The organism is Embleya sp. NPDC059213 (assembly GCF_042754445.1).
Taxonomy (GTDB): Bacteria; Actinomycetota; Actinomycetes; order Streptomycetales; family Streptomycetaceae; genus Embleya.
The window spans coordinates 1-19,499 of sequence record NZ_JBHZAV010000039.1 but is presented as its reverse complement, the minus strand read 5'-3'; the positions used below and the strand labels follow the sequence as shown (position 1 = coordinate 19,499).

Annotated in this window: 18 protein-coding genes, 1 tRNA gene, 1 other RNA gene and 2 pseudogenes; 10 read left to right on the top strand and 12 right to left on the bottom strand. The window is 70.6% G+C overall.

Annotated elements, in window-relative coordinates; genetic code table 11:
• Window positions 1–10: 10 nt before the first annotated feature.
• Genes ACFXMF_RS16990 through ACFXMF_RS16980 form a run of 3 tightly spaced genes read left to right on the top strand, consistent with a single transcriptional unit; the run spans window position 11 to window position 3,722 of the window.
• A complete protein-coding gene (locus ACFXMF_RS16990; RefSeq protein WP_379989176.1) occupies window positions 11–1,330 on the top strand; it encodes a CynX/NimT family MFS transporter in 1,320 nt (439 codons plus the stop codon).
• A complete protein-coding gene (locus tag ACFXMF_RS16985) occupies window positions 1,314–1,829 on the top strand; it encodes a cell wall hydrolase (protein ID WP_379989175.1) in 516 nt (171 codons plus the stop codon). Before ACFXMF_RS16990 ends, ACFXMF_RS16985 begins: the two co-directional genes overlap by 17 nt.
• A 12-nt stretch (window positions 1,830–1,841) precedes the next feature.
• A complete protein-coding gene (locus ACFXMF_RS16980; protein ID WP_360315973.1) occupies window positions 1,842–3,722 on the top strand; it encodes a prolyl oligopeptidase family serine peptidase in 1,881 nt (626 codons plus the stop codon).
• 30 nt (window positions 3,723–3,752) lie between these two features.
• On the opposite strand, the gene ACFXMF_RS16975 is transcribed toward ACFXMF_RS16980, so the two are convergent.
• From ACFXMF_RS16975 to ACFXMF_RS16935, 9 genes are all read right to left on the bottom strand, one after another.
• Window positions 3,753–4,544 carry an SURF1 family protein gene (locus tag ACFXMF_RS16975; protein WP_360315970.1) on the bottom strand — a complete coding sequence of 264 codons (792 nt, stop codon included), beginning with the start codon at window positions 4,542–4,544 and terminating at the stop codon, window positions 3,753–3,755.
• 43 nt (window positions 4,545–4,587) lie between these two features.
• The gene (locus ACFXMF_RS16970) at window positions 4,588–5,577 is read right to left on the bottom strand and encodes a DUF4232 domain-containing protein (protein WP_379989174.1); all 990 of its coding nucleotides are present in this window, start codon (window positions 5,575–5,577) and stop codon (window positions 4,588–4,590) included.
• Entirely contained in the window at window positions 5,574–6,161 is a 588-nt protein-coding gene (locus ACFXMF_RS16965) for a SigE family RNA polymerase sigma factor (protein ID WP_379989187.1), read from the bottom strand. Before ACFXMF_RS16965 ends, ACFXMF_RS16970 begins: the two co-directional genes overlap by 4 nt.
• Window positions 6,162–6,381: 220 nt before the next feature.
• Complete coding sequence (locus ACFXMF_RS16960) at window positions 6,382–7,449, bottom strand: aspartate-semialdehyde dehydrogenase (protein WP_360315964.1); 1,068 nt, start codon at window positions 7,447–7,449, stop codon at window positions 6,382–6,384.
• Complete coding sequence (locus ACFXMF_RS16955) at window positions 7,446–8,714, bottom strand: aspartate kinase (protein WP_126639165.1); 1,269 nt, start codon at window positions 8,712–8,714, stop codon at window positions 7,446–7,448. The genes ACFXMF_RS16960 and ACFXMF_RS16955 overlap by 4 nt, the downstream gene beginning before the upstream one ends.
• A 206-nt stretch (window positions 8,715–8,920) precedes the next feature.
• Window positions 8,921–9,541, bottom strand: coding sequence for a DUF5063 domain-containing protein (locus tag ACFXMF_RS16950; RefSeq protein ID WP_355530901.1), 621 nt, complete (start codon window positions 9,539–9,541; stop codon window positions 8,921–8,923).
• On the bottom strand, window positions 9,534–10,133 hold the full coding sequence (gene recR / locus ACFXMF_RS16945; protein WP_020554882.1) for a recombination mediator RecR: 600 nt from the start codon (window positions 10,131–10,133) through the stop codon (window positions 9,534–9,536). Before recR ends, ACFXMF_RS16950 begins: the two co-directional genes overlap by 8 nt.
• 85 nt (window positions 10,134–10,218) lie before the next feature.
• On the bottom strand, window positions 10,219–10,560 hold the full coding sequence (locus tag ACFXMF_RS16940; protein ID WP_360315959.1) for a YbaB/EbfC family nucleoid-associated protein: 342 nt from the start codon (window positions 10,558–10,560) through the stop codon (window positions 10,219–10,221).
• A gap of 161 nt (window positions 10,561–10,721) precedes the next feature.
• Entirely contained in the window at window positions 10,722–12,884 is a 2,163-nt protein-coding gene (locus tag ACFXMF_RS16935) for a DNA polymerase III subunit gamma and tau (protein WP_379989172.1), read from the bottom strand.
• Between the two features lie 91 nt (window positions 12,885–12,975).
• On the opposite strand from ACFXMF_RS16935, the gene ffs reads away from it, so the two are divergent.
• The 4 genes from ffs (at window position 12,976) to ACFXMF_RS16915 (ending at window position 14,473) form a co-directional block, all read left to right on the top strand.
• Window positions 12,976–13,074: signal recognition particle sRNA small type (gene ffs / locus ACFXMF_RS16930), an RNA gene on the top strand.
• A gap of 61 nt (window positions 13,075–13,135) precedes the next feature.
• Window positions 13,136–13,220, top strand: a tRNA-Ser gene (locus ACFXMF_RS16925).
• A gap of 120 nt (window positions 13,221–13,340) precedes the next feature.
• Window positions 13,341–13,814: a hypothetical protein gene (locus ACFXMF_RS16920; protein ID WP_379989171.1), complete on the top strand. Its 474-nt coding sequence runs from the start codon at window positions 13,341–13,343 to the stop codon at window positions 13,812–13,814.
• A complete protein-coding gene (locus ACFXMF_RS16915; protein WP_379989170.1) occupies window positions 13,811–14,473 on the top strand; it encodes a hypothetical protein in 663 nt (220 codons plus the stop codon). The genes ACFXMF_RS16920 and ACFXMF_RS16915 overlap by 4 nt, the downstream gene beginning before the upstream one ends.
• 88 nt (window positions 14,474–14,561) lie before the next feature.
• Here the strand turns inward: ACFXMF_RS16915 and ACFXMF_RS16910 are convergent, their stop codons facing one another.
• From ACFXMF_RS16910 to ACFXMF_RS16900, 3 genes are all read right to left on the bottom strand, one after another.
• Window positions 14,562–15,779 (bottom strand): tyrosine-type recombinase/integrase, encoded by a 1,218-nt coding sequence (locus ACFXMF_RS16910; RefSeq protein WP_379989169.1) that lies wholly within the window; start codon window positions 15,777–15,779, stop codon window positions 14,562–14,564.
• Window positions 15,780–15,793: 14 nt separating this feature from the next.
• On the bottom strand, window positions 15,794–16,036 hold the full coding sequence (locus ACFXMF_RS16905) for a helix-turn-helix domain-containing protein (protein WP_379989168.1): 243 nt from the start codon (window positions 16,034–16,036) through the stop codon (window positions 15,794–15,796).
• Between the two features lie 131 nt (window positions 16,037–16,167).
• Complete coding sequence (locus ACFXMF_RS16900; RefSeq protein ID WP_379989166.1) at window positions 16,168–16,716, bottom strand: multiprotein-bridging factor 1 family protein; 549 nt, start codon at window positions 16,714–16,716, stop codon at window positions 16,168–16,170.
• Between the two features lie 328 nt (window positions 16,717–17,044).
• Here ACFXMF_RS16900 and ACFXMF_RS16895 point away from each other — a divergent pair, with 328 nt between their 5' ends.
• From ACFXMF_RS16895 to ACFXMF_RS16885, 3 genes and pseudogenes are all read left to right on the top strand, one after another.
• Window positions 17,045–17,938: a hypothetical protein gene (locus ACFXMF_RS16895; RefSeq protein ID WP_379989165.1), complete on the top strand. Its 894-nt coding sequence runs from the start codon at window positions 17,045–17,047 to the stop codon at window positions 17,936–17,938.
• Window positions 17,935–18,644, top strand: a pseudogene (locus tag ACFXMF_RS16890) (ATP-binding protein). Before ACFXMF_RS16895 ends, ACFXMF_RS16890 begins: the two are co-directional and overlap by 4 nt.
• A 267-nt stretch (window positions 18,645–18,911) precedes the next feature.
• A pseudogene (locus ACFXMF_RS16885) lies at window positions 18,912–19,499 on the top strand (hypothetical protein); the annotation flags it as partial.

Here is a 19,499-nt window from a genome sequence, read left to right as displayed (position 1 = left end):
TAGTACCACCATGCCCTCAGCCCGTGCGCGGACGCACCGTGATCCCGTCGCCCAGTCGGCGCCGAGCGGGCGAACCGGTCGGGCGCCCGGGGCCGTGCTGACGCTGGTCGCGCTGTTCCTGGTGGCGATCAATCTGCGGGCCGCGATCACCGATGTGCCACCGCTGCTCACTTCCATTCGGGACGACCTCGGGCTGTCCGGGGCCGCCGCCGGGGTGTTGACGGCGATTCCGGTGGTGTCGATGGGGGTGTTCGCGCCGCTCGCGCATCGTGGGGCCGCGCGGTACGGGTATGAGCGCACCGTGGCCGCGTCGGTGGTCGTGCTGTTGGTGGGGGTGCTGATCCGGCTGGGTGGGGCCTCGGTCGTGCCGCTGTTTTCGGGCACGCTGGTTGCCGGCGCCGGGATCGCGGTGCTGGGCGCGGCGCTGCCGGGGGTGGTCAAGACGCACTTCGCCGAGCGGGCGGGGGCGGTCACCGGGTTGTACAGCGCGGCGGTCGGGGTCGGCGCGGCGGGTGCGAGTGCGCTCGCCGTACCGCTGTCCGACGCGTTCGGATCCTGGCAGCTCTCCCTCGGTGTGGTCGCGGTCCCTGCCGTGCTGGGGCTGTTCGCCTGGCTGCCGGTGATCCGACGCGCGAAGCCGGTACGGACCGACCCGAGCCGCGCGGGCACCACCGACGCGACCGCGGCCCGGCCCACAGGGCGCACGCCCGGGAGTACGAAGCCCATGCCCGCACCGGCCACCGCGGCGCCCGACACCTCCCCCTGGCGACGCCCCGTGGCCTGGATCCTCGGGGTCTTCCTGGTCATGCAAACCAGCGCGTACTACGGCGTGGTCGGCTGGGTTCCCGCCGCCTACGAGGAGCAGGGCTGGAGTGCCGAGCGCGCGGGCCTGCTGCTGTCCGTGTTCGGCCTCACCGGCATCGTCTCCGGCCTGGTGATCCCGTTGCTCGCGGACCGCTTCGCCGACCCCCGGCCGCTGTTCGCGGTCACCGTCGCGGGTGCGGTGGTCGGCATGGGCCTGCTCGCGTTCGCGCCGAATCTGGCGCCGTGGCCCACCATCGCACTGCTCGGCCTGACCCTCGGCGGCGCGTTCCCGTTGATGTTGGTGATGCTCGTCCGGTTCGCGCCGAGCCCGGCGGCGGCCGGCCGGCTGTCCGCGATGACATTCCTGATCGGTTATCCGATCGCCGCGGCCCTACAGATCGTGTTCGGCACGATCCACGACGCGACCGGCGACTACACGGCGGTGTTCGGCGTGCTGTTCGCGATGACACTGGTGGAACTCGCGGTCTGCCTCGGTTTGAATCCCAAGCATGCCCGGCACACCTGACCACCCGTCACCGCGGACCGACGCCTCCGAGCACCCCTCGCTGTCCGTCCTCCCGCCACCGCTCCTCCCGCCACACTTTCGGGCCGTCCCCTACGTCTACGCCCGTCACCCGCAGGCCAGCGCGGCCGGTGACCTGTCGGCCGGGGCCAACTGTCAGCTCTACGCCTACGCCTTCCTCGCCCATCACGGTCTGCGCGTCCCGCCCCTGCGCTCGTCCGACCTGTGGGCCGACGACGCCGCGACCGTCCGCGTGGTGGGCGAACCCGAGCCGTTGGACCTGGTCCTGTTCGACGGCGGCCCGCGCCCGGACCGGGATCCCGGCTACGCCGCGCACATCGGTGTGCACCTGGGCCCGGATCGGGTGCTGCACCTGTGTCGGGAGGTCGGTCGGCCGGCGATCTGGTCGTACACCGAGTTCGCCGCCCGTCCGCACTACGCACGCCTGCTCGGAGTCAAGCGGTGCCGGAGAGCAACGGAACACAAGAGCACCCTCGCGTAGTTGAATTGCGACATGCCCGCACGTGAGAACGCCGCCGCCAACACCACCGTGAACCCGGCCGTGAACACCGCCGAGTCCCAGTCGCCGACCGCACCCGCCCAAGCCGTCCCGGCCTGGGAACGCCGCTACCGCGCGGCCCGGATCAGCCTGCCGCGCTGGGCCGACCACGCACCGGCGAAGTCCGTCTTCGTCTCCAACGCCTCCGGCACCTTCGAGGTGTACGCGTGGGATCGGGTCAGCGGCGCCCAGCGCCAGGTGACCGACCGACCCAACGGCACCTCGTCGTCCCGGATCAGCCCGGACGGGCGGTGGATCTGGTGGTTCGCCGACACCGACGGCGACGAACTGGGCGTCTGGATGCGCCAGCCGTTCGAAGGCGGCCCGGACGAGGTCGCGATCCCCGGCCTCGCACCGTCCTATCCCGGCGGCCTCGGCCTGGCCGTCGACGGCACCGTGGTGGTCGGCCGGATGACCGACGACGAAGGCTCCACGATCCATGTCGTCCGCCCCGGCGCCGAACCGGTGACCGTGTACAGCCACGTCGAGTCGGCCTGGTTGTCCGGGCTCTCCGAGGACGGCACCCACCTGGTCATCGCGCACAACGAGCACGGCGACGCGATGCACGGGTCGCTGCGCGTACTGCGCCTGGACGGCACAACGGTGGCCGACCTGCACGACGGGCCCGAGGGCGGGCAGCCCGACTCCGACCTGTCCGCGATGGACTTCTCCCCCGTCGCCGGCGACCAGCGCGTGCTGGTCGTGCACCAGCGCCGCGGCCGGGACGAGCCGCTGCTGTGGGAGCCGCTGACCGGCGTCGAGACCGAGCTCGACCTCGGGTTGCCCGGCGACCTGTCCGCCGACTGGTATCCCGACGGCCGGGCGCTGCTGGTCGAGCACGAGCAGCACGGGCGTTCCGAGTTGTACCGCTACGACCTGGCGAACAAGGAGCTCACCCGGATCGACACCCCGCCGGGCACCATCGGCAGCGCCGGCGCCCGGCCCGACGGCAGCGTCGAGTACCACTGGTCGAGCGGCTCCACCCCCTCCGAGCTGCGCTCGACCGCGGGCGACGTGTTGCTCACCCCGCCCGGCGAGCGCCCGCCCGGTTCGGTCCCGGTCACCGACGCGTGGGTCGAGGGGCCGGGCGGCAGGGTGCACGCGCTGGTGTCCAAGCCGGCCGGCGAGGGGCCGTTCCCGACCGTGTTCAGCATCCACGGCGGGCCCACCGCGCACGACGGCGACCACTTCGCGGCGGACGTCGCGGCCTGGGTCGACCACGGCTTCGCGGTGGTCCGGGTCAACTACCGGGGCTCGACCGGCTACGGCAAGGACTGGACCGACGCGCTGCGGGTGCGGATCGGTCTGATCGAGCTGGAGGACATCGGCGCGGTGCGCGAATGGGCGGTGGAGTCCGGCCTGGCCGACCCCGACCGGATCGTGCTCTCCGGCGGCTCGTGGGGCGGCTACCTGACCCTGCTCGGCCTGGGCGTGCAGCCCGACGCGTGGGCACTGGGCCTGGCCGCGGTGCCGGTCGCGGACTACGTCACGGCGTACCACGACGAGATGGACGTGCTCAAGGCGATGGACCGCACGCTGCTCGGCGGCACGCCCGAGGAGGTGCCCGAACGCTGGGCCGCGTCCTCGCCGCTGACCTACGTCGAGAAGGTGCGCGTACCGGTGTACATCAGCGCCGGCGAGAACGACCCGCGCTGCCCGATCAAGCAGATCGAGAACTACGTCGCGCGGCTGGCCGAACTCGGCAAGCCGCACGAGGTCTACCGCTACGACGCGGGCCACGGCTCGCTGGTCGTCGAGGAGCGCATCCGGCAACTGCGGATGGAGTTCGCGTTCGTCGACCAGGTGATCGGCCTGCCGATCCCGAACCCGGCGTAATACCGCCGACGCGCGAGGCGGGGCCGGGTGTCAGCTCTTGACGCCCAGCTCCGCGAGCAGCTCCGCCTCCCGCTCCTCGGCCCGATCGTCCGCCTCCCGGCGGACCACGCGCCACCACACGAAGACGGCGGCGCCCGCGAAGACGAACCACTGCGCGGTATAGCCGAGGTTCTGCCACGCGCGGCCGGAAATCCCGCCGCCCTCGGCCGCCTTGGCCGGCGGCATCGGCGTCAACGCGGCCGAATCCGCAGCCGGGGTCTGCCCGGTCAGCGCGACGAACCCGTCGGTGAGCGGATAGGGCAGCAGGTTGACCAGCTCGGGGGTGCTGATCATGGAGAGCTGCCCGGGCCGAAGGTCGGTGGCGCGTTCCGCGTCCGAGGTGTGCTCGGCCTCCGACCACTCCAGCCGACCGGTGACGGTGACCGGCCCGGCGGGCGGCACCGGCACGCCGCTGCCCTCGACCCAGCCCCGGTTGACCACGACCGCCGGCGCTCCCGCGACCAGCAGCGGGGTGACCACGTACGACCCCGTGCGCCCGTCCAGTCGGCGCCCCGGCACCACGAGTTGGCGGGTCGCGTCGTAGGTGCCGCTCACGGTGACCGAGCGGCCGCGATCGGATCCCTCGACCCGGTCGCCGAGCGGCACGAGTTCACCGATGGGCACCGCGGGCGCCGAGGACACCTTCTCCCCGGTGCTCCCGCCGCCCTTGTGCTCGCCGTAGCGGTGGAACTGCCACAACCCCAGCGCCGCACACACCGGGACCGCGACGAGCACGATCATGTGGAAGGCCAGCCAGCGTGGCTGGAGCAGGAACCGGTACACCCCCCAACGGTAACCGCCGGTCCACGGCGGCCGAGCGCGGGTGTCACCTGGCGCGCGGGTATTCCCCCGTCCGATAGATGTCGGTGCGGAACACCGTGCCGCCACACGTGGGCGTCAGGGTCACCTTGGCCACGTTGAAGTCGTTGGCGACGAGTGCGTAGGCGAGCGCGGGCACCGCCGCCTTGGGCGCGTCCGGCGCGCACTTGCCGTCCGCGCCCGGCGCCTGCGGTTGCCACGCGAACTGGAACTCGTACGCCTGGCCCGGTCGAAGCGAGATCACCGTGCCGGCCGTCTCCGGCAGCAGCGGCAACCCGGTCGCGCCGTCGCCGGCCGTGTGCTGGTGCACGGTGACCTGCACTATCGGATTGCCCGGCGGGGAACCCACCGAGACCACTCCGGGCCCGGTCACCTGGCACTCCTTGGCGGCGTTGCTGCGCACCTGGAGCACGCCGTACGCCAATCCGTCGGCGCCGACCGGTCCGAGCCGGGCGTCCTCCCCGGACAGGTCGGTGGTCAGACACGCGGGCGTCGGCTTGACCGGCGGCGCGGTCTCGGACGGCGGCGCGCTGCTCGCGGGCGGCGCGGTCTGCCCCGCACCCGCGCTCATCCCGCTCGTCGGCGAGCTCGACGCGCCGGACCCGTTGGTCGGGGTAGTGCCTCGGGTCGCCGGATGCGACTGACCGGCCCCGCCCGGAATCCCGGCGCTCATCCCCTCGCTCGGGCCCGGCAACGGCTGGGTGACGTTGACCGAGGACGACGAGGACTGGATCCCGCTGACATTCGACTTCGAGTCGCCGCCACCGTCCACCGCGGTCCGCAGCACCGGTGTGCCGACCAGCAACGCCCCCACGAGTCCGGCGGCGGCGAGCGTGGCCACCCGCCGCTGTCGGCGCCGCGCCGGCACGGCCACGCGCAACCGGTCCAGCGCGTCCGACGAGGGCTGCACGTCGGCGACCGCCGCGTGCAGTCGCCGGCGTACCTCTGCCGCGAGGTCGTCGGGGTCGGGACCAAGGGTCCCCGGGTCGTTCGTCACGGCGTCTCCATCCGGGCCCGGAGGGCTTCCAGTCCGCGTGAGGCGTACGCCTTCACCGAGCCGACCGACAGTCCGAGCAGATCGGCCACCTGAGCCTCTGTCAGATCAGCGTAATAGCGCAGGACGATCACTTCTCGCTGCCGCCGTTGCAATTCGCGCAACGCCCTTACCAGCACGTCGCGTTCCAAAACGTGCCGCGAGCCGTCCTCGGTACTGGTCGAGTCCGGCTCGGGCTTGGACAGCAGGCGCATGCCCATGATTCGCCGCCGCAGCGTCGACCGGGACAGGTTGACCACGGTCTGCCGCAGGTAGGCCAGCGTCTTGTCGGCCTCGCGCAACCGATGCCGGGCGGTGTGCACGCGCACGAACGACTCCTGCACCACGTCCTCACACGAATCGGTGTCGTCGAGCAACAGGGAAGCCAAGCGCAACAACGAACCATAGTGGGCGCGATAGGTCTCGGTGAGGACGTCGATCGAGACGCCCGCGTCAGAGGACACGGAAACTCCCGAAACGCCCTGATCCAGCGCGCCGACCACAGGCATCCGAACCGGGCGCAGCGCCGGTTCCACCCTCACGACCATTTCTGCCACGACTGTTGGACACTCGACCCCCCGGGAAGGTTGTATGCGCCTGCGATCCGGGGACGGTCGTCGGCTCAGCCACACCTCCGCCCACCGTAGTGGGCCGGGTGACGTGCAGTCAGCAACTCATGGTCGGGAAGCGGTCCGAGCACGCACGACAGCCGGTGTCCCCCGTGGGAGACACCGGCTGCCGCGACGTTCCGCAGTCCTGGGTTCGCCGCTAGTCGCGCTCGACCAGCTCGGCGGCGACGACCTCGGCGATCTGGGCGGTGTTCAGCGCCGCGCCCTTACGCAGGTTGTCCCCGCACATGAACATGTCGAGCGCGAACGGGTCGTCGATCGAACGGCGCACCCGGCCGACCCAGGTCGGGTCGGTACCGACCACGTCGGCCGGCGTCGGGAACTCGCCGTTCTCCGGGTCGTCGCACAGCACGACGCCGGGGGCACCGTCCAGGATCTCGTGCGCGCGAGCGACCGAGACCTCGTTCTCGAACACGGCGTGCACCGCGAGCGAGTGCGTGGTGATCACCGGGACGCGCACGCAGGTGGTGTGCACCTTCAGGTCGGGCAGCCCCAGGATCTTGCGCGACTCGTTGCGGACCTTGAGCTCCTCGGACGACCAGCCGTCGTCCTTGAGCGAACCGGCCCACGGCACCACGTTGAGCGCGAGCGGCGCCGGGAACGGACCGAAGTCGCCCACCGCGCGGCGCACGTCGCCGGGCTGGGTGCCCAGCGTCTGGCTGCCCGCGACCTTGCCGATCTGCTCGCGCAGCGCGTCGACACCGGGCTGCCCGGCGCCGGACGCGGCCTGGTACGACGCGACGACCAGTTCCTTGAGGCCCAGCTCGGCGTGCAGCGCGCCCAGGGCGACGACCATGGTCAGCGTCGTGCAGTTGGGGTTGGAGATGATGCCGCGCGGCCGCACCCGCGCCGCGGCGGCGTTGACCTCGGGCACCACGAGCGGGACCTCGGGGTCCATCCGGAACGCGCCGGAGTTGTCCACCGCGACCGCGCCCTTGCTCGCGGCGATCGGCGCCCAGTGCGCGGAGACCTCGTCGGGCACGTCGAACATCGCGACGTCCACGCCGTCGAAGCATTCCTCGGTGAGCGCGATGACCTCGACCTCTTCGCCGCGCACGACGAGCTTCTTGCCCGCGCTGCGCGCCGAGGCGATCAGCCGGATCTCGCCCCACACGTCCTGGCGGGTGGAGAGCAGTTCGAGCATCACCGTGCCGACCGCGCCGGTGGCGCCGACCACGGCCAGGGTGGGCTTGTCCTTGCGGGTCATCGGCCGGTACCTCCGTAGACGACGGCTTCGCCGGACTGGTCGTCCAGGCCGAACGCGGTGTGCACGGCCTGTACGGCGGCCGGAACGCCGTCGGCGCGGCAGACCACCGAGATCCGGATCTCCGAGGTCGAGATCAGCTCGATGTTCACCCCCGCGCCGGTGAGGGATTCGAAGAACTTGGCGGTCACGCCCGGGTGCGAGCGCATGCCGGCGCCGACGAGCGAGATCTTGCCGATCTGGTCGTCGTAGCGCAGCGACTCGAAGCCGATCTCGGCCTGGGCCTTGGTCAGCGCGGTCATCGCGTTCTGGCCGTCGGACATCGGCAGCGTGAAGGAGATGTCCGTGCGGCCGGTGGAGGCCGCGGAGACGTTCTGCACGATCATGTCGATGTTGATCTCGTTGTCCGCCACCAAGCGGAAGATCTTGGCCGCCTCGCCCGGCTTGTCCGGGACCCCGACCACCGTGATCTTCGCTTCGCTGGTGTCGTGGGCGACCCCGGAGATGATCGCGTGCTCCATGTCGTCCCCTTCGGGTTCATCCGTCACCCAAGTGCCGACGAGTCCCGAGAAGGACGACCGCACGTGCACGGGCATGTCGTAGCGGCGGGCGTACTCCACGCACCGCAGGTGCAGCACCTTGGATCCGCTCGCGGCCAGCTCCAGCATCTCCTGGTAGCTGATCCGGGAGATCTTCCGGGCCTTCTTCACCACGCGGGGGTCGGCGGTGAAGATGCCGTCCACGTCCGTGTAGATCTCGCAGACCTCGGCGTCCAGCGCGGCGGCGAGCGCGACGGCGGTGGTGTCCGAGCCGCCGCGGCCGAGCGTGGTGATGTCCTTCGTGTCCTGGGACACGCCCTGGAAGCCGGCCACGATCGCGATCGCGCCCTCGTCGAGCGCGGAGCGGATCCGTCCCGGCGTCACATCGATGATGCGCGCTTTGTTGTGGACCGCGTCGGTGATCACACCGGCTTGACTGCCGGTGAACGACCGTGCGTCGACGCCCAGGTTTTTGATCGCCATCGCCAACAGCGCCATCGACATTCGCTCACCCGCGGTGAGCAACATGTCGAGCTCGCGCCCGGAAGGGATGGGACTCACCTGCTGCGCCAGATCGATCAGCTCGTCCGTCGTGTCGCCCATCGCGGACACCACCACGACCACTTCGTGGCCCTGCTTCTTGGTGTCGACGATTCGCTTGGCCACGCGCTTGATGCCTTCGGCATCGGCGACGGAGGAGCCGCCGTACTTCTGCACGACAAGGCCCACGTGCGCTCCTCGCTTGATATCTGTGCGGTCGGCACAGTCTAACTAGGCCGCACAGTGGTCAAAGCTTTATTCACATTGTGAGACGTACGTATCACTAGGCGGGATTGTGCGACGTACGCATCACTAAGCGGTCATTCGGTGACGAAGACCCGGTTTCCACGCCGGACTCCGCTCCGAAAAGATCCGAATCACCCGCTTTCGAGTGGTCAGGTGTGCGGGCCGCCCAGGACCACGGCCTCGTCCAGTTGCTCGGCGAGTTCGTCGACCAACTCGTCGGCGAGCGCCTGTCCGGCCGGATCCAGGCTCTCCATGATCGGATCGTCCAGGCGAGCGTGCGACACCACCGACTGCAGCGCGCGCAACACGGCGCTCGCGGTCGCGCCCCAGTTGGACAGGTACGAGAACTGCCACCACCACAGGGCCTCGCGACTGCGTCCGGCCCGATGATGGGCCAGCCCGTGCGCGAGGTCGGCCACCACGTCGGCGACGTCGTCCGACAGCCGCGCGGCGACCGGCTTGGACTTCGGCACGTACGGGTCGAAGACCTCGTAGTACACGTCGATCGGCTCCAGCAGCCGGGACAACGCCGAACGCAACGCGTCGACGTCCGGGTCCGGACCCGAGTCGGGCTCGAAGCGGTCGTCGGGCACCACGTCGGCGATCGCGCCGAGTCGGCCGCCCGCAAGCATCAATTGCGAGACCTCCAGGAGCAGCATCGACACCGCCTGCTCCGGCTCCTCGCCCTTGGCCACCTCGGTGACGGCCAGGACGAAGCTGTCGATCTGGTCGGCGATCTCACTGGTGAATTCGTTCAGGTCGTCAGACATCGAGCAGTCGTCTCCCCTCGAAGGCACGCCCGAGCGTGACCTCGTCGGCGTACTCCAGGTCGCCCCCCACCGGCAGCCCGCTGGCCAACCGGGTCACCCGCAGACCCATCGGCTTGCACAGGCGAGCCAGATACGTCGCGGTCGCCTCTCCTTCCAGGTTCGGGTCGGTGGCCAGGATCAACTCGGTCACCACACCATCCGCGAGCCGGGTCATCAGCTCACGAATCCGCAGGTCGTCGGGGCCCACGCCCTCGATCGGGCTGATCGCGCCACCGAGCACGTGATACCGGCCCCGGAACTCGCGGGTCTTCTCGATCGCCACGACATCCTTGGACTCCTCGACCACGCAGATCACCGCGACGTCGCGTCGCGGGTCGAGACAAATTCGGCACTGCTCCGATTCCGCCACGTTGCCGCATGTGGCGCAGAACCGCACCTTGTCCTTGACCTCGACGAGCGCGTGCACGAGTCGCCGGACGTCGGCCGGGTCGGCCGCCAGGAGGTGGAAGGCGATGCGTTGCGCGCTCTTCGGCCCTACACCGGGCAGTCGGCCCAGCTCGTCGATGAGGTCCTGTACGACGCCTTCGTACACCTACCGTCTCCCTGCTTGGTCTGATTCCTGGTGGAACTGTGTGCGGGTGTTGCGTGGGCTCGGCTTTCGGTCGTGGGGGCTCGGCTCACATGCCGGGCAGTCCGAGTGGACCGCCGCCCATGCCCTGGGCCAGCGGGCCCATCAACTGGGACTGCATCTCCAGAGCGGCGCGGTTGGCGTCGCGCACCGCGGCGACGATGAGGTCGCCGAGGGTCTCCGTGTCTTCAGGATCCACCGCGGACGGCGAGATCTCCAGAGCCAGCAGCTCGCCCGCGCCGGACACGGTCGCGGTCACCAGGCCGCCACCGGCGCTTCCGGTCACCTGGGTGCGGGCGAGTTCGTCCTGCGCCGCCATGAGGTCCTGCTGCATCTTCTGCGCCTGCTGCAACAACTGCTGCATGTCGGGCTGGCCACCACCGGGAAACACCTGGACACCCTTCGTCGCTCGGATGCGGCTTCGCACCGCCTCGGGACGGCGCCCGTTCGGCGGTCGTCCTGCGGTCGAGCCTACGGCTCCGGGCGGGGCGGATGCGCGGCGACGGGAGGCTTGGGGCAGGTCGGTGGTGGGGCCGGCGGGTCGGGTGGGGCTCAGGTGGTGGGCGACTCGTCGATGATCGTCGCGCCGAGCTCGCGGGCGAGCAGTTCGTGGGTGGACAGGCCGCCGTCGTCCGCCAGGTCCTCGTCGTCGTACCGGCCGATGTCCTCGGGGATGCCGTAGTCCGGCTCGGGCGGAGGCGGGGGTTGCTGTGGCTGGGGGCGGGTGGGCGGTGTCTGTGGGGCGCCCGAGCCTGCGCCCGGTGTGGGGCGGGGCGGGGCGGGGGGCGGGGTGGGCGCGACCGCAGGGGTGGGGGCGGGGGCGCCCGGCCAGGCGCCGGGGGGTGGGGTGGCGGGGGCGCGATCCGCAGGCGGGGGCGAGGTCGTGGCCGGGGGTGCCTGGGGCGGGGCCTGGGGGGCCTGGCTGCCGGGGCGGCGGGCGGGGGCGGCTCCGGATTCGCCGGTGACGACGCAGTCGATTCGCCAGTCGAAGCCGAAGGCGTCCTGGACGGACTGCCGGACGATCTCGTCCCGGCCGCTGCTGCGGAAGCCCTCGCGGGCGCCGGCCTGCTCGAAGGCGAGGGTCAGGGTGGTGCCGTCGAAACCGGCCACGGTCACGGTCTGCAGCATCATCCAGGCGACCCGGTTGCGGCCGCGTACGGCGTCCAGGATCTGCGGCCACATCTCGTGCACCCGGGCCAGGTCGCCGGTGGGCTGGGAGTGGGCGGCGGTGGGGGGTGTTTGGGTGGGCTGGTACTGCTGCTGCGGAGGCTGGGGTTGGTGGGGCTGGTGGGGCGCCGCGGCGGGGGGTGGGCCGGAGCCGGCGGTGCGGGCCTGGGGCCAGGCGCCGGGGGCCGTGGGGGGTTGCTGGGATTGCTGGGGCTGGTGGTGTTGCGGCTGCGGCTGGGCTTGTTGTGGCTGTGGTTGCTGCGGCTGGGTTGCGGGAGCCGATACAGGGGCCTGGGGCGGGGCGGCCTGCGGCGGGCGGGTCGGCGCGGGGGCCGGGGCCTCGGCGCGGGCGTGGTCCGGGGTGGCGGGCCCGGCGGGGAGGCCGCCGACCGACACGCGGCGTTCCAGCCGTTCCAGGCGCGTCTGCAGGCCCTGCTCGCCGGCGTCGACGGCGGGCAGCAGTACCCGAGCGCAGATCAGCTCCAACTGGAGCCGCGGCGCGGTGGCGCCACGCATCTCGGTGAGGCCGGTGTTGACGATGTCGGCGGCACGGGTCAGCCCGGCCCGGCCGAACTCGGCGGCGTGCCGAACCATGCGCTCCAACTGATCGGCCGGCACGTCGATCAGGCCCTTGTCGGCCGCGTCCGGCACCGCGGCCAGGATCACCAGGTCGCGCAGCCGCTCCAGCAGGTCGGCCACGAACCGGCGCGGGTCGTACCCGCCCTCGATCACCCGGTCGACCAGCTCGAAGGCGGCCCCACCGTCCTGCGCGACAAACGCCTCGACCACGTCGTCCAGCAGCGACCGGTCGGTGAACCCGAGCAGCGAGGTGGCCATCGCATAGGTGACGCCGTCGTCGGTGGCGCCCGCGAGCAACTGGTCCATCACCGACATCGAGTCCCGCACCGACCCGGCACCGGCCCGCACGACCAGGGGCAGCACGGTCGGCTCGACCTTGATGCCCTCCGTCTCGCACACCGACGCGAGGTGGTCGCGCAGCACGCCGGGCGGCACCAACCGGAACGGATAGTGGTGCGTCCGGGACCGAATGGTCCCGATCACCTTCTCCGGTTCGGTGGTGGCGAAGATGAACTTCAGGTGCTCCGGCGGCTCCTCGACCACCTTGAGCAACGCGTTGAAGCCCGCCGACGTGACCATGTGGGCCTCGTCGATGATGTAGATCTTGTAGCGCGAACTCACCGGCGAGAAGTGCGCCTTCTCGCGCAGATCACGAGCGTCGTCCACACCACCGTGCGACGCCGCGTCGATCTCGATCACGTCGATACTGCCGGGCCCGCCGAGACCCAGGTCCCGACACGACTGACACTCGCCGCACGGCGTGGGCGTCGGCCCCTGCTCACAGTTGAGACACCGGGCGAGAATGCGCGCACTGGTGGTCTTGCCACACCCTCGCGGCCCACTGAACAGATAGGCGTGATTGACGCGGTTGTTCCGCAGGGCCTGCATCAGGGGTTCCGTCACGTGCTCCTGCCCGATGACCTCTGCGTAGGTCTCGGGGCGGTAGCGACGGTAGAGGGCGAGCGACACGCCCCCGACGATAGCCGGGCCGAAGGACACACGCGGACCCCTCACCCACCCGCCCGTGCCCGAACACCGACCCGGGTCGGGTACTGTAGGCGCCGGACCCCCCGTGCGGCGGTATCCTCCTGAACCTCCCCAGGGCCGGAAGGCAGCAAGGATAGGGAGGCTCTGCCGGGTGCACGGGGGGTTCACTGCGTCCCCACCCCCTTCGAATGGGGGTGCGCGAGCACACACCGACCTCCTGTAAGCTTCCGCACGGAGGATTCGCCTAGTGGCCTAGGGCGCACGCTTGGAAAGCGTGTTGGGTTCACCCCCTCACGAGTTCGAATCTCGTATCCTCCGCCTTCGCCCACCAGGGCAAACGATGGCCCGGACCGCTCAGCGGCCCGGGCCATCGTCGTCTCCTGGTTGCAGTTGTCGCCGTCGTCGCACAGCCCACGCACAACCAAGCAAAGGGGGAACGTGGCCGCCATAGACCAGCAGTACACGAACGTCATGGAACTGCTGAGGGCCAAGTTGCCGAGCCTGGCCGAGCAGCTCGACCAAGAGTTCAGGCAGGGCCGAGCTGTCTCAGGTGAGCAGCTCAAGAGGGAAGGGACGTTCGACGAACGGGCCAGCCTACTCGCAGACGCTGATCTGCCTGCCCTTCGGAAGACGGACATCGCGGTTGTGCCCTACACCAGCGAGGAGCGGATCGAACTGATCCGCCAAGCCCTCCTCACCCTCGCGGAGACCATGTACGCCTCGCGGGCCGCCCTGCTGAATACCGCCACGGAGCGGCGGATGGCCGTGAGCGTCGAGTTCGGCGACCCTGAACTCGAATCAGTCGTCCGCGTCGACCTCGCGAGGGAAACCGAGCCTGCTTTGGCGGCGCTCCAGACAACACGCGAACTGCTATTGCCACAAGCGCGAACGGGAGCGGAGGGCGGCCGATGAGTGCAGACGACCTGATTCAGGCCATCGAGCAGGCAATCGGTGCTCTCGAGCCTGTCTACCGCGGGAAGGCGACTGAGTCGGACCTGTACGAGGCTTCACTGCTTGTCCTGTGTATCGAGGCAGCACATGCGGCCGGCGGAACCACCCTTCTGACACAAGATGGGAAAACGCCCACTTCTTCGTTGAGGTTCCGTACGCAGCCTGGCAACCTCTGGTCCGGATCGTTTACTTACGTACTGGTGAGCTTCCCCGGCCTGCAAAAGAAACTTGAGATCCACCTGGGCGTCTACGTGATGGCTGCCACCTCGAAGGTGGCCCATGAGTGTGACGTTGCGATCATTGACCATCAAGAGGCAGAGCGAAGCCGCCAGGCCGGAGTGTACCCGCGCAGCCGCGGTCTCGAAGCCGCGATCGAGGCCAAGGACTACGAAGCCTCGCCTTCACTCGGAGTGGGCCGTGGCTTCCTCGGGCTCGCCCACGAACTGGGCGAGAAGAAATGCTCGTTGGTCTTCCCAAGTCGAAGCTCCACCAACCTGGGCGCGCTGATTGCCAAACGCTCCAGCGAGGCATACGCGGAACTATGGCCAGGCACGGTGGCAGCGGAGCGGCTACGTTCACGGCTCGATCAGGCCATCCGCAACTGGAAGGCACGCTTGTAGGAGCACAGCAGGGCTCGGCTCCAAGCCGGACCCTGCTGTTGCTCAACGCCAGCCTCACTTCTCACGAGCAGCCGCGCCCGGAAGCGTCCTACGTCCGATCCGCTCCCCATAGGAGCTTGTCGAGCTTGGTGGCGGTGTCGCGCAGCAGCGGGTCGGTGACGTGCTGGTAGCGCTTGGCCATCGTGGTCGAGGACCAGCCCATGATGGCCATGACGATGCGCTCGGGGACGCCGAGCAACAGCAGGACGGTCGCGGCGGTGTGGCGGGCATCATGAAGGCGGGCGTCGCGAACGCCTGCCTCCTGGAGGAGTTCCTTCCAGTGGTGGTAGTCGGTGTTCGGGTTGAGGATCGCGCCGGTGGCCGAGGTGAACACGTAGCCGGTCTCGGTCCAGAGCTGTCGGGCCTGGGCGCGCTCGGCGTCCTGGAGTTCGCGGTGGCGGCGGAGGATCTTGGTCAACTCGTCGGGCAGGCCGATGGTGCGGCGGCCCGCTCGGGACTTGGTGTCCTTGGTCTCGCGGCGGATCTGCTCGCGGGAAGGGCAGTAGCCGGCCTTGCGACCGCAGGTGTCGCCACAGCCGTGCGCGTACTTGGGACGCAGTCGGCCGCGTCGAACGCACACGAAGCCCGAGTCGAGGTCGACGTCCGACCACTTCAGGCCGAGGACTTCGCCCTGTCGTAGGCCGAGGGCGAGGGCGACGACCCAGCGGGCCTGGTTCCGCCGTTGCACGGCGGCGAGGAGGATCCGCTGGACCTCCTCGACCGAGTAGGGCTCGACCTCTTCCTCGTCCAGGCGCGGGGCCTTGGCGATCTTCGCGACGTTGACCGTGAGATGCCCGCGACGAACCGCCTCGCCGAGGGCGACGCTCAGGGTGCGGTGGGCGTGGTGGGCGGTGGCGGGCTTGCTGCCACCGGCCTGCATCTTCGCGTAGAAGCGCTCCAGGTGTTCGGGCTCCAGCTTGGTCAGGCGGTGCGCGCCGAGGCCGGGGGTGAGGTGCACGCGGACGTCGACCTCGTAGCCGGCGAGGGAGTTCTCGGTGACCGCGAGCGGGGCGATGTTGTCGATCCAGTGCCGGAGCCACGCCGTGAGCGTCCACGCCTGGCCGGCCTTGCGGACGGTGCCCGCGTCGCGGGCGCGCTCCAGCGCACGGACCTTCCTGGTGGTCTCGGTGCGGGTCTTGGCGGAGACGTGGCGGCGGTCGGGTCGGCCGTTGTCCTTGACACCGACGGTGACGTAGCCGTGCCAGCGGCCGTCGTTGCCCTGGAAGATGGACGAGGCGCCGTTGGGCTGCCGGGTGTTGTCGGCCATTCGATCGCCCCCGGTCAGGCCGCGAGCGGCAGGTCGGCGACGAGCAGGCCGGCGACGTAGGCGCCCAGGGCCTCGGCCGGGACGCGGCGCAGGCGGCCGATGGTGACCGAGGGGATGTCGCCGGAGGCGATCAGGGCGTACATCGTCGTGCGGCCGATGCCGAGGCGGCGGGCGGCTTCCTCGACGGTGAGGGCGACGAGGGTGGGGTCGCCGGTCGGTTCGGCGGACTCTGCGGTGTTCGGGCGGATCTGGGACAAGGCAGGTCCTTACTCGGCGGCGCCTTGGGCAAAAGGCCGCCGGGTCGTTCCGTTCAGGGATGGGCGGGACGTGGTGATGGCCGCAGCCTCGGTGTTCGTAGCACCGGGGCGGCGGGGTTTCGGGTGGGCGGCTACTCGCCCGGTGGGTCGGTTGGGTCCTCGTCCACGGTCGGTGGTTGGCCGAAGTGGACGAGGGGTGGGCCGGAGAAGGGGCCCGGGGTGACCAGCTCCTCCGCGATGACCTGGCTCACGGCTTCGCCGACCTCGTCCTCGATCTCGGGGTGGGCGTCGATGTAGGTCTCAAGGGCCTGTTGGGCGGCGGCGAGTTGGTCGTTGGCCGCTCGGATGGCGCGGTAGGACGTGCGGACGTCGTCGATCAGTTGGACGGCGCGTTCGTGCATCGCGAGTTGGGGCGGGCCGAGGAGGTTGTCGAGGTCGATGCCGAAGACCTGGGCGAAGCCGATGGCCTCGTCGAGGTTGATCCGCCGCCGGGGCTCGGCGCTCTCGATCCGCCAGATCGCGGACTGGTTGATGGGAAAGCCCGCGTCCGACATGCGCTCGGCCAGCGTCGCGGTGCTCCACTTGCGCGCCTCGCGCTCCAGGCGCACGCGCTCGGCGACGTTGTCCTCGCTCCACATCGACTGCGGGCCGCCCGGCGGGCCGGGCACCGATCCGCTCATCCGATCCTCCTTGCAATGCGATCAAGCCCTGTTGCATCGACCGCCGTTGGAGAGTAGCCTGATGCAGGACAGAATGCAAACGATCCTCCAGGGATTAACGGAGGATCGGCCCGGGTAGCACCGGGAACGCAAAAGGCTCCCGGCGCTACGAACGCCGGGAGCCCCACAACACACCTCTCGACCGCCCATCCCTGAACGCTCGACCACGGCGGAACCGGGTTGCCCCCCGGACCGCCGAGTGAGGAAATGCCTTGAGCAAGCGTACGACGCCCGCCCTCCGGGTCGCATCCGCCACGCGCCGTCCCACCCGGACGGAGGCGCGATAGCCGTGGCGCGCATCCGCACGATCAAGCCGGAGCTGTTCAGCTCCGAGAGTCTGGCCTCGGTCAGCGTGACCGCCGAGCGCACCTTCGTCGGCCTCTTCACCCAGGCGGACGACCACGGACGCCACCGGGACCACGCCGCGATCATCGCCGGGGTGCTGTGGCCGCTGCGTCCCGAGCACACGCCGCTCGACGTCGAGAACGACCTCCAGCAGCTCGCCGAGGCCGGACTCCTCTGCCGCTACACAACCCCGGACGGCAAGCGGTACCTGCACATCGTGACCTGGCACGAGCACCAGAAGATCAACCGGCCGAGCGCCTCCCGGCTGCCCGCCTGCCCGGATCACGACGCCTCGCGCAAGAAGGCCGGAGGAGCTTGCGGGGACGACTCGCAGAGCCCTCACGGAGGGCTCAGTGAGGGCTCGGTGAAGGTTCACCGCACCCTCACGGATGACTCCGTGAATCGCGAATCCGCAGGTCGGACGGCATTCCGTGAGGGTTCAGTGAACCCTCACGGAGATGTCGGTGAGGGCTCAACGCCCGGATCTAGGATCTTGGATCCTGGACCTAGGATCTTCCCTCCGGGGGGCGCGGGCGCCCACGCGCCCGACACCACTCCCGCGCTCGTCGCCGAGTACGTGAACGCCTGCCGCACCCGGCCGCCGGAGAGCGTCCTGAGCCGGATCGGCCGGGAGACGAAGATCCTCCTGGACGAGGGCGTGTCCACCGAGCACATCCGGGCCGGCCTGGAGCGGCTGCGGGCCAAGGGCCTCAACCCGAGTGCCCTGCCGGGGCTGGTCAACGAGGTCATGAACGCCGACCGACCCGGCGCCCCGACGGCGTACCGGCCGTGGACCAACCCCGAGGACCCCGAGGCGGCCTACGGCGGTGACCTGTGACCACCGGCCTCCGCCGACCCGCCGACCCGCAACGGGTGGGCACCGGTTCCGAGCAGCGTGTCCTGCGCATCCTCGCCCAACGCGGCCTCGACCCCGCACGCCCGCTCGACACCGACGACGAGAGCGACCGCATCGCCGACGCCCTGGCCATGGCGGAACATCGCATCCCACCGCGCTACCGCTCCGCCGTCGCCGACCACCCCGGCATCACCGGGTGGATGCGGCGGATCGTCAACGAGGCCAGACCCGGACCGGGGGGACGTTCGGCATCGCCACCGGGCCCTCGCTGCTGATCGCCGGGACCACCGGCACCGGCAAGACCCACCAGGCGTACGGAGCCGTCCGCGGCCTCCTCCAGGCCGGGGTACGCCTGCGCTGGAACAAAACCACCACCGCCGACCTGTACGCCGTCATGAGGCCTCGTCAGGGCCACGACGCAGAAGGCGAGATGCGCGAAATGCGCCGCTGCCCGCTGCTCATCCTCGACGACCTCGGCGCCGCCAAGACCTCCGAGTGGACCGAGGAACTGACCTACCGCCTCGTCGACCACCGCTACGAGCACATGCTGCCGACCCTGTTCACCACCAACCTGCCCATCCCCCGCATCCGCGACGTCCTCGGCGACCGGGTCGCCTCCCGCCTCGCCGAGATGACCGACCGCGTCATCCTCACCGGGCCCGACCGACGTCGCCGACCGACGGACTGACCCGCCGTCGGAAGCTGCCTCGGCGCTCGGAACGTCACGGCACGGAGCGCCCGCAGACGCTGCCCCTCGGTATCGAGGACGAGTGCAACGCCACCGCGTCCGGACCTTGCCCAAACCCTTGCCCACCCCATCGACACTTCGCAGGAGGCGACTCTGACCACCACCTTCCACGCCCCCGGTTCCGCACGAGCGACAACCTGGGACCGCGCGGCGATCGCCGGGCTCGGCCTCGCCGGGTTCGCCCTGTCGTACGACGCGCTGCGGCAGATGGCCGTGGCGGTGCATGTGCGCGGGGCGCTGAGTTTCCTGTTTCCGCTGCTGATCGACGGGTTCATCGCCTACGGCATCCGCGCGCTGCTGGTCCTGCGGACCGCGCCGCCGGCCGCGCGGGTGTACGTGTGGGCGCTGTTCGGATCGGCGACCGGCGCGAGCATCTGGGCCAACGCCCTGCACGCGGTGCGCATCAACCAGCAGACCGACCCGGGGGACGATCCCGGGCTGCGGTTGGGCGACACCACCGTCGGCGTCCTGTCGACCCTCGCGCCGCTCGCCCTCGCCGGGGCGGTCCACCTGTACATCCTCATCGCCCGCCAACCGGCCCCCGCCACCGCTGTGACCGACCGGCGGATCGCGCCCGGACACCCGTCCCGGACTAGCGACCCGGTGACTGACCGACTGCCCACAGCGACGGTCACTGGGGACGTCGAGCAGACCGAACTCGCCCTCGCCGGACCGGAGGCAACCGTGTTCTCCGCCGAGGCGGACCCCGCCACGGCCGAGGACGACCTTCTGCCGGCCGCCCGCCGGGCCGTCGCGGACGGCGGCCGGATCACCCGGGCGATCGTCGCCAACGCC